Genomic DNA, 13,211 nt, shown 5'->3' on the forward strand with positions numbered 1-13,211 from the left:
CAGGGCTGACCCCGCCACCGGTCCTTGCGCGGGGCGTCCTACGCGGCGCCTGGGCCGACGTCCGTCGCGCTGAGCGGGGCCCGCTTGACCGTGGCCGACGAGCGTTCGTCGGCGCCGGCGTCGATCGTGCCGACTCGGGCCTGGCCGTCCATGTCGTCGGTCACGAAGGCGTGGCCGCCGGTGCCGGTGTCGATCGCCGGGCTGCCCGCACCGATCCGGTACAGCGATCCGTCGGAGGCGAGCAGCGGGTCGACTGCCCTGACGGAGCCGGAGGGCAGGGACACGCCGACGGTCGCCGATCCGGTCGGCCACACGATGTTCCCGGCGTAGGTCATGCGCACGGGCTTCTTGACCTCGTTGAGCAGCTTGCCCTTGCTGCCCGTGATGACGTTGTCGGCGATGACCGAGTCGACCGGGGCGAGGTTGTAGTTGGCGCCGATCTCGATGTTCGACACGTTGTTCACGAAGGTGTTGTTCACGACGGTGGCCCGGTAGACGCGCCAGTGTGCGTTCAGCGCGCCCGAAGTGTCCACGTCGCCGCCGTCGATCTGCAGCGCGGCGTCGTGGCCGGTGCCGGTCAGGCCCTCGAAGTAGTTGTTGTAGATCTTGTGGTCCTGGCCGTAGATGCGGATCCCGCCGGTTCCCGCCTTGCCCTCCCCGAAGAAGAAGTTGCCGTAGAACTCACCGCGGTTCCCGTGCCGTTGGGACAGCACGCCCTGTGAGGCGCGGAAGGTGTTGTGGCGGACGATGTTGTCGTTGCTCTTGACCGAGACGATCTCCGGGTCGCCGTCGCACCTCTCGAAGAGGTTCGACTCGACGACGGTGAACCCGCTCGACTGAGAGAGGCTGCTCTCTCCGACCCGGATGGCCTCCATCTCGTTGGTCGCGCGGGGGCCGATGTCACGGAAGTGGTTGTGGTCGATGCGGTCGTACTGTGACTGCTGGGTCTCGGATCCGTCGATGGTGATGAAGTTCCCGAGTTGGTGCTTCTCCTCGAACAGGTTGTGATCGATCCGGTTGTGGTGGCTGTTCTCACCTTGGATGATCACCCACTTCAGCGAGGACTCCCCCTCCGTCAGCCGGAAGTGGTTGCGGGTCAGCCGTACGTTGTTCGAGCTGGTGATCTTCAGGGTGTTGCTGTTCGTGAACTTCAGCCCCTGGAAGGTGACGTAGGAGGAGTTCGCCACCTCCAGCTGCCCGTCGCCGATCACCGCCTTGCCGCGGTTCTCCGCGACGACGGTGATGGGCTGTGCGGCCGTTCCGTTCTTGCCGGTCATCTTGCCGATCGAGTACGTGCCGTCCGCGAGGACGATGCGGTCGCCGGGCCGCGCGTCACCGAACGCGCTCTTCAGCGCGGTGGAGTCCGAGACGCGGACCGTGCGGACGGGGGCCGGATCGGTGGGATCTGTCGGGTCCGTTGGATCTGTTGGGTCCGTCGGATCTGTCGGATCTGTCGGATCCCCGCCGCCGCCCCCGTCGGCTCCGTAGATGTCGGTCTCGGTGATGCTGGTCCAGTCGTTGACCGTGTTGCCGTGACCGACGATCCGCACATAGCGGGCCGAGGTGTCGGCGAAGTCGTATTTCTGCTGCTCAAGTGTGCTGCCGCTGCTGGTCTTCCGGGCCAGGACGGTCTTCCACGACGATCCGTCGTCGGACAGCTGGATGTCGAAGGTGTTCTTTCTGCTGTTCCCCTGATGCCAGGCGACCGACGCCGACCCCACGGTCTTCGCCGAGCCGAGGTCGTACCGGATCCACGCCCCGTCGCCCTCGGACGACCAGCGGGTGCTCAGGTTGTTGTCCAGGGTGTTGGCGGGAACGTTGCCGTCATCGGGACTCGCCGTGACGCCCGCGACCTGGAACGGAGAGTCCGCGCCGGGGTCGGTCGGATCGGTGGGGTCAGTCGGGTCCGTGGGGTCCTCGCCCGCATCGACGTCGTACGTCCGGACCCAGTCGACCTCGAACACGGCCGGGCGCGGGCTGCCCTCTTCAGCGAAGTTGTCCAGTTGGATGACCAGGTTCCCCAGGGGCATGTCCTGGATGTTCCCCCGGTCGGCGTTGGCACCGTCGGCCAGCCGGAACCACTGGACACCGTCGACGTAGCCGACCAGCGCCTTGGACGTCCACTCGAACGCGAAGTTGTGCCACTTCGTCATGTCCACGGGGCAGAGGTCTTCTTGTTCCTTCTTGTCCGACGGGCTCTTCGGGTAGTGCAGGAACGCCCCGAGGCACTGCGCGTCGGGGTCCGAGTACTCGACCCAGTCGTACTCGCCGTTTTCGAGCCGGTTGCCCGCGGTGGGCCAGATCAGGTGCAGCGGATGGTAGGGCACTCCCTCGGATCCGGTGTTCCGTGAGCGGGACCGGATTTCCCACCGGCCGTACTGGGTGGGCTCGTGCTGCCTGATCCACCCGGTGTCGCCGTTCGCCTCACCGCGCATGGTCATCATGCCGTCGGCGACGGTGCTGTTCTTCCCGCACCGGCGGCCGTTTTCGCTGTGGCCTGCCCAGCATTGGGGCGTGCCGCCGACGCTGCCCGACGGAACGTCCCACTTCGCGGGGTCGACCGGGCCGGTGTAGTTGAACTCGTCGGATATTGGCAGCGGGTTGCCCCAGCCGTACCGCTTGGCGGCCTCGGTCGAGTCCCCGTCGCCGCCGCTGCCGCCGTCGCCGCCGTCGCCGTGCGTGACCTTCAGGTCGTAGATCTTCACTTGGCCGTAGTTGTCGCTGCTGCACGGCTTCGAGTTGGTGCAGTTGGCCTGGGTGTACGCGCCCGCCTTGAAGTAGGCGCCGGAGAACTTCTTCGACAGCGTGGTCTGCAACTGGCCGTTGTAGTAGGCCTTGATCTTGCCGTCGCTGACCACGAACTTCGCCTGGAACCGCTCCCCCAGCTCGTAGTTCTCGTCCACCAGCTTGTGATGCTTTTCGTTGCCGTCAGTGACGTAGAGCTTCTCGCCTTCCAGGCGGAAGACGCTGACGTCGTCGGAGGCGTCGTGGATCTGCCCGGCCACGACTTCCGGCTTCTCCTTGGGAGCCGTCGTGATGGCCTGGTCGATCACCATCGTGTGGGTGCCGGACGTGGACGACCAACTCGCCTTGGTCTCCCCGGAGTCCGTCATCTCCCGCAGCTCCGAGCGGGGGTTCTTGGAGCCGCTGGTCGTGACCCCGTTGACCGGGGCGCGGAACCGCACGGCCGTGCAGTCGTCGCTCGTGACGAACCACGGGTCGTTGGCGTATGTCGCGAGTTCCGGCTGGTAGACGTTGGTGGGGGATTCCTCCTCGCCCACCGGCAGCCCGATGTACCAGTTCGTCAGGTCCAGTACGTCGGCCGGGTACGCGCAGGAGCCGCCGCCACCGCCGCCGGTGCCATCGGCTCCGTAGATGTCGGTCTCGGTGATGCTGGTCCAGGCGTTGACCGTGTTGCCATGGCCGACGATCCGTACGTAGCGGGCCGAGGCGTCGGCGAAGTCGTAGCTCTGCTGCTCAAGTGTGCTGCCGTTGCTGGCCTTTCGGGCCAGCACGGTTTTCCACGACGATCCGTCGTCAGACAGCTGGACGTCGAAGGTGTTCGTCCTGCTGTTCCCCTGGTGCCAGGCGAGCGACACCGACCCGACGGTCTGCGCCGAGCCGAGGTCGTACCGGATCCACGCCCCGTCGCCCTGCGACGACCAGCGGGTGCTCAGGTTGTTGTCCAGGGTGTTGGCGGGAACGTTGCCGTCATCGGGACTCGCCGTGACGTTCTTGACCTCCAGCGGAGGGGTGTCGGCGGCCGACGCGACCGGGTGGAACACACCCGAGACTCCGACGGCGACCGCACCCACTAACAGCGCATGACACATGCGTCTCATAGGCCCTCAATTCCGTGAGGTGGCACACCGTGGGGTGGTGCGCCGAATGCGGAGATACTGTGTCTCTCCTGTGACGGGAGGGGTCCCGAAGCTCAGCTCACCGACACCAGACCCGCCTCATACGCGATGATCACCAGCTGGACCCGGTCCCGGGCGTCCAGTTTGGTCAGCAAGCGGGTCATGTACGTCTTCGCGGTCGCCACGCTGATGCAGAGCTCGGTGGCTATCTCCGTGTTGGAGAGGCCCGTGCCGACGAGGGTGAGGACTTCGCGTTCGCGGTCCGTGATGGCCGTCAAGTCGCGGCGGGTGCCGGTCGGTTGGGGGCGGGACGCGAAGTCGCGGATGAGGCGGCGGGTGACGCTGGGGGCGATGAGGGCGTCGCCGGCCGCGACGATGCGTACGGCCGCGATGATGTCGTCCAGGGCCATGTCCTTGACGAGGAAGCCGGACGCGCCGGCCCGCAGGGCGCCGTAGACGTAATCGTCGTCGTCGAAGGTGGTGAGGACGACGACCCGGGTGTCGGGCTCGTCGCGGGTGATGTGGTCCGTGGCCTCGATGCCGTCCATCCCGGGCATGCGGATGTCCATCACCACGACGTCCGGGGCGAGTTCGGCGACCAGCCGTACCGCCTCCTCCCCCGTCGCCGCCTCCCCGACCACCTCCACGTCGTCGAGTTCGGCCAGCACCATGCTCAGTGCCGTGCGGATCAGCTGCTGGTCGTCGGCGAGGACCACCCGGACCGGGGCGGTCATCGGACCGCCACCGGCACCGGCAGCCGCGCCGCCACCCGGAAGCCGCCCTCGGGGCGCGGTGCCGCCGTGAACTCGCCGTGCAGCAGGGCGACGCGCTCTCTCATGCCCGCGAGTCCGAAGCCCGTGTCGGTCGAACTGCCGCTGCCCCGGCCCTCGTCGGTGATCTCCAGGGCCAGCTCGTCGTCGGCACGGTAGTCGAGAGTCACCCGGCACGCGCGCGTGCCCGCATGGCGTACGACATTGGTGACCGACTCCTGGACGATACGGAAGGCCGACAGGTCGATGTCCGGGGGCAGGGCTCTGGGGTCGCCGACCCGGCGCACCTCGACCTGGACGCCTGCCGCCGTCGTCGTGGCCGCGAGCCGGTCCACGTCCGCGAGACCCGCGGGGATCACGCTCTGCCCCTCGTCCGCCGCCCGCAGCGCGACCAGCATGCGCCGCAGGCCCGCCAGCGTCTCCCGCCCCTCGTTCTCCACCGCCCGCATCGCCTCCAGGGCCGCCTCCGGACGGGCCGTCGCCACGCGGGCCGCCGCTCCGGCCTGGAGGGCGATGATGCCGATGCTGTGGGCGACCGTGTCGTGCATCTCGCGGGCGATACGCAGGCGTTCGGCGGTGACGGCCTGCTCGGCGTGCTCGGCCACGAGCCGTTCGGCGTGGACGCGGGCCTGGTGGGAGGAGTTGCCGAGCAGCCAGGCGATGACGGCGACCATGGCCACGGTCAGTTCGGCCGAGGTGCCGACGGTCCAGCCGTACAGCAGCCGCACGGCCAGCCAGGCGGCCAGCGTGCCGAGTGCCATCGCGAGGGCGATCACGGCGGTCCGGCGGGCGTGCGAGGCCGCGATGAAGTACAGGGCGACGATCGGCGCGAGGAACTGGGCCATCGGTATCTCGGCCGCTCCCAGCGCGGTCGTCGAGAAACCCGACGCCAGCAGGAGCCACGTGAGGGCGGCGAGCGGTTTCCGGGACAGCAGGCGGCTGCCGTACAGAGTCAGGGCGGCGGACAGCGCCAGACTCAGCAGCCCCTCCCAGCGGTACAGCTGGGCCGCGGGCCACTCGTCGGGCTCGATCTCGCCGGGCAGACGCACCCGCGCGAGGCGGGTGAACAGCTCCCCGGCGCACCACGCGAGCGCCACCCAGGCGCCCGGCGGTACGCGTTTGTGCAGGGGCGGCGGCGGTTCGGTGGCGGGCATGCCGCGATCGTAGGTCGGCGACGCGGCCAAGGTCATCGGCCCGGAGACGTACAACCACGGTCGACATCGGGCGCGTACGAGTGTCAGCGGTCGGCCGATGTGCCGCACCGGCCCGCCGCGCGACCGTGTTCCCGTGATCGAAGTCAACGAACTGACCAAGAGATACGGCGACACGACCGCCGTCCGCGATCTGTCCTTCACCGTCCGCCCCGGCCGCGTCACCGGCTTCCTCGGTCCGAACGGCGCGGGCAAGACCACGACCCTGCGGATGCTGCTGGGGCTCGTCGAGCCGAGCGGCGGCACCGCCACCGTCGACGGCCACGCCTTCCGCCGCCACCGCCGTGGACTGCGGCACGTCGGCGCGCTCCTGGACGCCGGTGATGTGCACGGCGGACGGAGTGCGCGGGCGCATCTGGGGGCGCTGGCCCGGAGCAACCGCATCCCCGCGCGCCGGGTGGACGAGGTGCTGGCCGAGGTGGGGCTCGGTGATGCCGCCGCCCGGCGCCGGGTCGGCGGGTTCTCGCTGGGCATGAAGCAGCGGCTCGGCATCGCGACGGCGCTGCTCGGCGAGCCGCCGGTGCTGGTCTTCGACGAGCCGCTCAACGGGCTTGATCCGGAAGGGGTGTTGTGGGTGCGGGGACTGTTCCGGAAGCTGGCGGCCGAGGGACGTACGGTCTTCGTCTCCAGCCACCTCATGTCAGAGATGGAGCACACGGCGGACGACCTGATCGTCATCGGGCGGGGCGAGCTGATCGCCGCCGAGAGCCTCGCCGAGTTCGCCGCGCGGGGGACGGCGCCGACGGTGACCGTGCGGTCTCCGGACGCGGGGGCGCTGGCTGACGTACTGGCGTCTCAGGGCGCGGCGGTGGCGCCGTACGACGAGGAGACGCTCCAGGTGGCGGGGCTCAGCACCGAGCGGATCGGTGAGCTGGCCTTCGAACACCGCTTTCTGATCGTCGAGTTGACCACGCGCGCCGCCTCCCTGGAAGCGGCCTTCATGGAACTGACCGCCGACCGCGTCGAGTACACCGCCGGAGACCCACGATGACGGACGCCCGCTTCACCGACCTCCTTGCCGCCGAGTGGCTCAAACTCCGCTCCCTGCGCTCCACTTACTGGGCGCTCGGCATCGGCGCACTGGCCGTCGTCGGCTTCAACGCGAACGCGGCCCGGAACCACTACACCAACTACCCCTACATGCCCGCCGACATGAAGGCGGGCTATGTGGAGTGGGCGCTGCAGGACGCCTTCACCGCCGCTGCGGCGCTGATCCTGATCCTGGTCTGCGCGAGCGTCGGCGCGCTCACGATCGTCGGCGAGTACGCGACCGGCCTGATCCGTACGACGTTCGCGGCCGTTCCGGACCGGCGGGCGCTGATGGCGGCGAAGGTGACGGTGGTGGCGGGGGTCATGACCGGCTACGGGGCCGTGGTCGTCGGCACGTCGTACGCCGCCACGCAGGGCATCCTCTCCGGCCGGGGCGCGGACGTCCCGGTCAGTCACCCGGGCGTGCTGTCGCTGCTGCTGGCCTCCGCCCTGCTCGCCCCCGTCTCCGCGCTGGTCGGGATGGGGCTGGGCGCGGTGATCCGGCACGGGGCCACGACGACGGGCGCCATCACCGTCGTACTGCTGCTCCTGCCGACCTTCATCACCGACCGCTACGCCTGGACGGCGGCCGTCCGCAACGCCCTGCCCGTCCACGCCTGGTCCCGGCTGGTCGATGTGACGTACGGCGAGTCGGCGGTCCGGATCTATCCGCCGCACTATCCGACGACGGTGACGGGCAGCTGGGTGGTGTTCGCGGCGTGGGCGGCGGTGGCGGCCGTGGTCGCGGTGGTGGTCGTGGACCGGCGGGATGTGTGAGTCGGGGGTGACCCTGACGTGGGCACTGGGGTAATCCCCCGTGTGAAGTGGGTTGTTGCCCGGATGTGAGGGAGGGGCGGACTCCGCGAGGCTCGTACCCATGAAGCCGATGACCAAGAGCCTCGCCCTGATCGCCGCCGCCTCCGGAATCGTGTTCGGTGTCGTGACGCCTCTCACCGCGTCCGCCACGAGCGGGCCCACGCCAAAGTCGCCAAAGTCGCTGAAGTGGACGAAGTGCGAGGGCGAAGGCCTCGATCCACGACAGCAGTGCGCGACGGTCGAGGTGCCGATGGACTACGCCGACCCGGACGGGCCGACGATCGACGTCGCCGTCTCCCGTATCCCGAGCGAGAACCCGTCCGCCCGCCGGGGCGCCTTACTTCTGATCCCCGGCGGACCCGGCGGCACCAGCCTCAACGACCCGTCGGGCAAGGGCCGGCAGCTGCCGCAGAAGGTGCGCGACGCCTACGACCTGATCGGGTTCGCCCCGCGCGGGCTGGCCCCGTCCACCTCCGTCGACTGCGGCGTCGAACGCCGCGACCTCGCCCTCACGGCGACCCGGCCCTGGCCCGCCCCCGACGGCTCCATCACGGAGAACCTGGTCACCGCGAAGCGCATGTCGGACGCCTGCGCCCGCAACGGCGGCGAGCTCATCCAGCACCTCAGCTCCGTCAACGAGGCCCGCGACCTCGACCGCATCCGGGCCGCGCTCGGTGAGCGGAAGGTCTCCGCGTGGGGTGTCTCGTACGGCACCTATGTCGGCTCGATCTACAACGAGCTGTTCCCGCACCGCACCGACCGCATCGTGCTGGACAGCAACGACAACCCCGACCCCGTCAAGGTCCAGCGCGCCTGGCTGGCCGCCCACGAGCAGGGTGTCGAGGACGCGTTCCCGGAGTTCGCCAAGTGGGCTTCCACGCCCGGCAATCCGGACCGGGTCGCCTCGACCTCGGCCAAGGTGCGGGCCGGTTTCCTGAGCCTGGCCGCCCGCCTCGACCGCGAGCCGATCCCCTGGCCCGGCGCCAACCCGCCCGTACTCAACGGCAACGAGCTGCGCCAGGCCATGCTGAACGACCTGGACGACCCGGACGACTTCCAGGGCCTCGCCCAGCTGATCCTGGCCGCCCGGAAGGGGACCGTGCCGCCCGCCCCGCCGTCCCCGCCGGAGGAGGTGCTGCAGAACGTCACCGCGGTCGGCGCCGGGACCATCTGCAACGACGCCGACTGGCCCGAGTCCGCCGACGCGTACGAGGACGACGTCGCGAAGAGCCGGGCCGAGTTCCCGCTGACCGCAGGCATGCCCCGCAACGCGATGCTCTGCGCCGCCTGGCCGAACGAGCCCCGCGAGGCGCCGGTACGCATCACCGACCGCGGCCCCTCCAACGTCCTCCTCATCCAGAACGAACGCGACCCGGTCACCCCCCTCACCGGCGCCCTCAAGCTGCGTGCCGCCCTGGGCAAGCGCGCGGTCATGGTCGTCAACGACGCGACGGGCCACGACGCCTACCTGGCCAACGGCACGGCGTGCGGCGACGACATGGTGTCGAGGTTCCTGGCGACCGGGGAGAGGCCGCGAAAGGACACGTACTGCGACTAGTTGGCGGTACCACCCGCGCCCCGCCAGGGGCGCGGGGAACTGCGCGACCAGCCACAACGAACCCGCACACGCTCACGGCCTATACCCGGCACCCCCAGCGGCGCGCCACCGCCCCGAACGCCTCCTTCCGCTCCCAATGCCAGTCCGAGTCCGGATCCCCCGGCCGGTCCTTGATCGGCTTCGTGATGGCATAGCTCGCCATGTCGATGTCGTAGCGAGGATCGTCCGCCCGGTGCTCGGAGTCCGCGGTGACGAACTCGAAGACCATGGCGGCATACAGCCCCATCGACTCGAAGACATCCAGCAGCTCGACCAGATAGTCGGCCTGGGTGCGCTCACTCCGAACCGGGTTCCCCTTGATCTCCGGCGGAGTCTTGTCGTAGTCGACGATGTTCCAGCCCATACCGCCCGCTTCGGGGGCGCCGACGAACGTGCACGTCCCGAACTCGGTGATGGCGAGGGGCTTGCCCCAGCGGAGGTAGCGCTTCAACTCCCGTACGTAGTCGGCGCGGTCGGGGTGGGACGAGTAGTAGTCGATGCCGACGATGTCGAACAGGTTCCAGTCGACCTTGTCGTCCTGCGCGGCGGCGTAGGAGAGACGGCCGTGGAAGACGGAGCGGCCGACCGCGGCGGCCTTGGCGATGAAGGCGTCGAGACGGCGCTGCATCTTCTCCCAGTCGACGGTGCCGTTCAGGAGGTTCTCGATGCGGTCGAGAACCGTCTCGCCGGGCACGATCCCCGGCACGAACAGCCAGAACTCGCACCCCACGCTGAAGTCGACGCCCGCGCCCTGCCGGCGCAGCCGTTCCGCGTGTCGGCCGGTCTCCGCGATGTGGTCGAGGATGTCCCGCTCGGGGGCGTCGCCGAGGGTGGGCTGCATCCAGACGTGCAGTCCGGCTTCGGCGACCTCGGTAGCGGTGGTGTTGAGGCGTTCGACGCCGTCGCCGGTGACGTCGACGGTGTCGGCGTGCAGCTCGTCGCGGATGACGCGGATGTCCCTGCGCATGCGGGCGGCGCTGAAGGCCGTACCGGGCGTCTCCCCCGCGCCGACGGTGTAGACGACACCCCGGTGCCGCAGCCCGCGGCGGCCCCCCGTCGCCTCCGCCGCCCGTGCACCGGTGGCCGGCAGCACCGCCCCCGCGACTCCGGCGGCCACGGCCCCGGCCAGGAACCGCGCCCTGCTGATCCCGTTCTTGGTGTTCTCCATGCCCTCACTGTGGCGAGCGGGGGCCGGGCAGGGCTGTCGCCCGAAGGTCTATGACACGGCAACCAAGGTATGAGGTCCTGCCTCGATCACATCCAGAAGCTTCCGTGGCACGAACACTGTCCACGGGGGCGCCGCACAGGGGACGGCGCCCCCGCCGCCGCCCGGCTCACCGCGCCCCGGTGGGCCCGGCCGGCGCCGCCGTCCGCGCCTCGATCCCTTGGAAATGGACGGCCATCGCGCGCTGCGCGCCCTCGACGTCGTGGGCGCGCAACGCTGTGACGATGTCGCGGTGGCGGCTGACGGTGAGTTCCGGGGCGGGCTCGTTGGGGCGGCCGAGGGCGCCGGCCACGCGGCGGAAGACGGTCCAGAAGGCGCCGAGCAGCTGCGGCACGAGCGCGTTGCCGAGCGAGGCGTAGAGCAACTCGTGGAACTCCCGGTCGAGTTCCGCGAAGGGCGTACCGGCCCGGCCCGCGGCCTCCATACGGTCCACCACCGACTCGAGGCGGTCCAGGTCTGCTTCTGTGAGCAGCGGCGCCACTCGCCGGATCAGCCCTTCCTCCAGCACTTCGCGGACCTGGAGGATGTCGGCGAGGGCGTCGGCGTCGCCCTCGTGCCGGGCCAGTGTGCGGAAGGTCAGGCCGTCGACCAGGGGGGTGAGGGAGGCCTGCCCGACGTAGGTGCCGAAGCCGTGCCGGATCTCCACGATATCGAGCGCCTGGAGCGCCTTGAGGGCTTCGCGGACGGAGTTGCGGCTGACGCCTAGGTCGGCCATCAGCTCGGTCTCGGTGGGCAGCGGCGCACCGACCCGGAGCTTGCGGTCGAGGATCAGCTGTACGACCTCGCGCTGTATCCGGCTGTTCCTGGGCTCCGAGGACATGCGCCGCATCGTACGCGCCCGGGACGTCCCACGTCCCACGTCTGGCCGATGACGGTTCGTCAACATCGGCATGGCACAGCGCCATTGGTCCGACCTCTGGCATATACGCCATTCGTGTGCGTTCCCTTGACCGCCCTCACAGCCCCTCCTATGGTCGCGCTGACTGGCAGGACGTAGGACGTCGTATCTCTTCATATCTTTCGCCCGTCCTCTCGTATCCCCACCCTCATCTCGCTGGAGGAACCGTGCGCGACGTGACCGACGACGTGCCGGCGCTGCATCGCCGGACGTTCCTGAAGTACACCGGCGCGCTGGGAGCGTCCGCCGCCGTCACCGCGTCGCTGTCGGCCTGTTCGGCGGGCCCGGAGTCGACCAATGACACCGGCGGCACCGGCAAGAACCGCACCCTGACCGCGGTCATCGGCTACGGCAACGACGGCAGCTGGGATCCCACGCAGACCGCGTCGGCGTTCTGCATGGCCGCCAACAACCACATCTACGAGGGGCTGCTCGACACCGACCCGATCTCCCGCGAGCCGTATGCGGCGCTCGCCACGCAGGTGCCGGGTGACCTGAGCAGCACGTCCTGGAAGTTCACGCTGCGGGCGGGCGCCACGTTCCACGACGGGAAGCCGGTCACCGCCGACGACGTGGTGTTCGTCTTCGACCGGATCCTCGACCCGAAGACGCAGACCCTCGCCAAGGGGTTCTTCGCGAGCTGGTTGAAGGAAGTCCGCAAGATCGACGCGCAGAACGTCGAGCTGGTGCTCAAGTACCCCTTCCCGGAAGGGGTTTCGCGGCTCACCCTCGCCAAGATCATGCCGAAGCACGTGTTCTCGGAGCCGGGCGCCTTCGACGACGCGATCAAGGGCAAGGCGATCGGCTCGGGACCGTACCGGCAGACCGCGCACCACCCGAAGTCCAACACCACCTTCGAGGCGTACGCCGACTACAACGGCCCGCGCAAGGCCACCTTCCAGAAGATGAACTGGCTGACGATCGTGGACGCCGCCCCGCGCGTCGCCCGGATCTCCGGCGCCAGCGCGGGCGCGCAGATCGCCGACAACATCCCGTACGCCAATATCGGCCAGCTCAAGAGCGGTGGGCTCACGGTCGCGGGCGGAGCCGGGATGAACAACCTGTTCCTGATGTTCAACACCAAGCACAAGCCCTTCGACGATGTACGGGTGAGGCAGGCGCTGCACTACGCCATCGACACCGAGAAGATGGTGGAAGTGGCGCTGAAGGGACACGGGAAGCCGTCGTCGTCCTTCCTCAACGAGGGCAACCCCAGCTACCGGCGCGCGAAGACGGTCTACGACTACGACCCCGAGAAGGCGAAGGCGCTGCTGAAGCAGGCCGGGGTCCGCGGGCTGAAGATCGACATCCTTGCGGTGAACGTGAGTTGGATCGTCGACTGCCTGCCGACCATCAAGGCGTCCTGGGACGCGATCGGCGTCAAGACGACCCTCAATCCGCAGGAGACCACGGCCGTCTTCACCAAGATGGATCAGAAGCAGGACTACCAGGTCGTGGCCGCCGCCTCGAACCCCAACCAGTTCGGCCTCGACGCCGACCTGATCATGCACTACAACTACGGGCCCACCAACCTGTGGATGGGGTACACGCGCTGGGCGGACAACGCTGTCGCCAAGAAGCTCTTCAAGGACATGGACGCGGCGACCCGGGAGCCGGACGCGGACCGGAAGAAGACGATGATCCAGGACTACATCGACGTCGTCGCCGAACAGGCCGTGCTCTACCCGGTCGTCCACAACGAGCTGATGACCGCCTGGGACCCCACCGAACTCGCCGGGATAAGGGCGCAGCCGTACCCGGGAATCAACCTGCTTCAAGCCAAGTGGGTCTAGTCACCACCGTCG

General features: G+C 69.2%; 9 protein-coding genes. 4 read left to right on the top strand and 5 right to left on the bottom strand.

The annotated features are described in order from the left end of the window. Positions 1 to 38: 38 nt before the first annotated feature. The 3 genes from AB0I98_RS04735 to AB0I98_RS04745 form a co-directional block, all read right to left on the bottom strand. Complete coding sequence (locus AB0I98_RS04735) at positions 39 to 3,842, bottom strand: chondroitinase-B domain-containing protein (RefSeq protein ID WP_362935263.1); 3,804 nt, start codon at positions 3,840 to 3,842, stop codon at positions 39 to 41. A 92-nt stretch (positions 3,843 to 3,934) separates the two neighbouring features. Continuing rightward, positions 3,935 to 4,594, bottom strand: a complete 660-nt coding sequence (locus AB0I98_RS04740; RefSeq protein ID WP_362935266.1) for a response regulator transcription factor — start codon at positions 4,592 to 4,594, stop codon at positions 3,935 to 3,937. Next, positions 4,591 to 5,784, bottom strand: coding sequence for a sensor histidine kinase (locus tag AB0I98_RS04745; RefSeq protein WP_362935269.1), 1,194 nt, complete (start codon positions 5,782 to 5,784; stop codon positions 4,591 to 4,593). The genes AB0I98_RS04740 and AB0I98_RS04745 overlap by 4 nt, the downstream gene beginning before the upstream one ends. A gap of 133 nt (positions 5,785 to 5,917) precedes the next feature. Here AB0I98_RS04745 and AB0I98_RS04750 point away from each other — a divergent pair, with 133 nt between their 5' ends. The 3 genes from AB0I98_RS04750 (at position 5,918) to AB0I98_RS04760 (ending at position 9,244) form a co-directional block, all read left to right on the top strand. Continuing rightward, the gene (locus AB0I98_RS04750; RefSeq protein WP_362935272.1) at positions 5,918 to 6,832 is read left to right on the top strand and encodes an ATP-binding cassette domain-containing protein; all 915 of its coding nucleotides are present in this window, start codon (positions 5,918 to 5,920) and stop codon (positions 6,830 to 6,832) included. After that, positions 6,829 to 7,647 (top strand): ABC transporter permease, encoded by an 819-nt coding sequence (locus AB0I98_RS04755; protein WP_362935275.1) that lies wholly within the window; start codon positions 6,829 to 6,831, stop codon positions 7,645 to 7,647. The genes AB0I98_RS04750 and AB0I98_RS04755 overlap by 4 nt, the downstream gene beginning before the upstream one ends. A gap of 100 nt (positions 7,648 to 7,747) precedes the next feature. Then, positions 7,748 to 9,244, top strand: a complete 1,497-nt coding sequence (locus tag AB0I98_RS04760; RefSeq protein ID WP_362935278.1) for an alpha/beta hydrolase — start codon at positions 7,748 to 7,750, stop codon at positions 9,242 to 9,244. A gap of 79 nt (positions 9,245 to 9,323) precedes the next feature. Here AB0I98_RS04760 and AB0I98_RS04765 read toward each other — a convergent pair whose 3' ends face one another. Both AB0I98_RS04765 and AB0I98_RS04770 read right to left on the bottom strand, forming a co-directional pair. Continuing rightward, positions 9,324 to 10,451, bottom strand: a complete 1,128-nt coding sequence (locus tag AB0I98_RS04765; protein WP_362935281.1) for an abortive phage infection protein — start codon at positions 10,449 to 10,451, stop codon at positions 9,324 to 9,326. 166 nt (positions 10,452 to 10,617) lie between these two features. Next, a complete protein-coding gene (locus AB0I98_RS04770) occupies positions 10,618 to 11,337 on the bottom strand; it encodes a FadR/GntR family transcriptional regulator (protein ID WP_362935284.1) in 720 nt (239 codons plus the stop codon). Between the two features lie 236 nt (positions 11,338 to 11,573). Here AB0I98_RS04770 and AB0I98_RS04775 point away from each other — a divergent pair, with 236 nt between their 5' ends. Next, positions 11,574 to 13,199 (top strand): ABC transporter substrate-binding protein, encoded by a 1,626-nt coding sequence (locus AB0I98_RS04775; protein ID WP_362935287.1) that lies wholly within the window; start codon positions 11,574 to 11,576, stop codon positions 13,197 to 13,199. The last annotated feature ends 12 nt before the right edge of the window (positions 13,200 to 13,211 follow it).

It is taken from the genome of Streptomyces sp. NPDC050211 (assembly GCF_040656035.1).
Classification (GTDB): Bacteria; Actinomycetota; Actinomycetes; order Streptomycetales; family Streptomycetaceae; genus Streptomyces.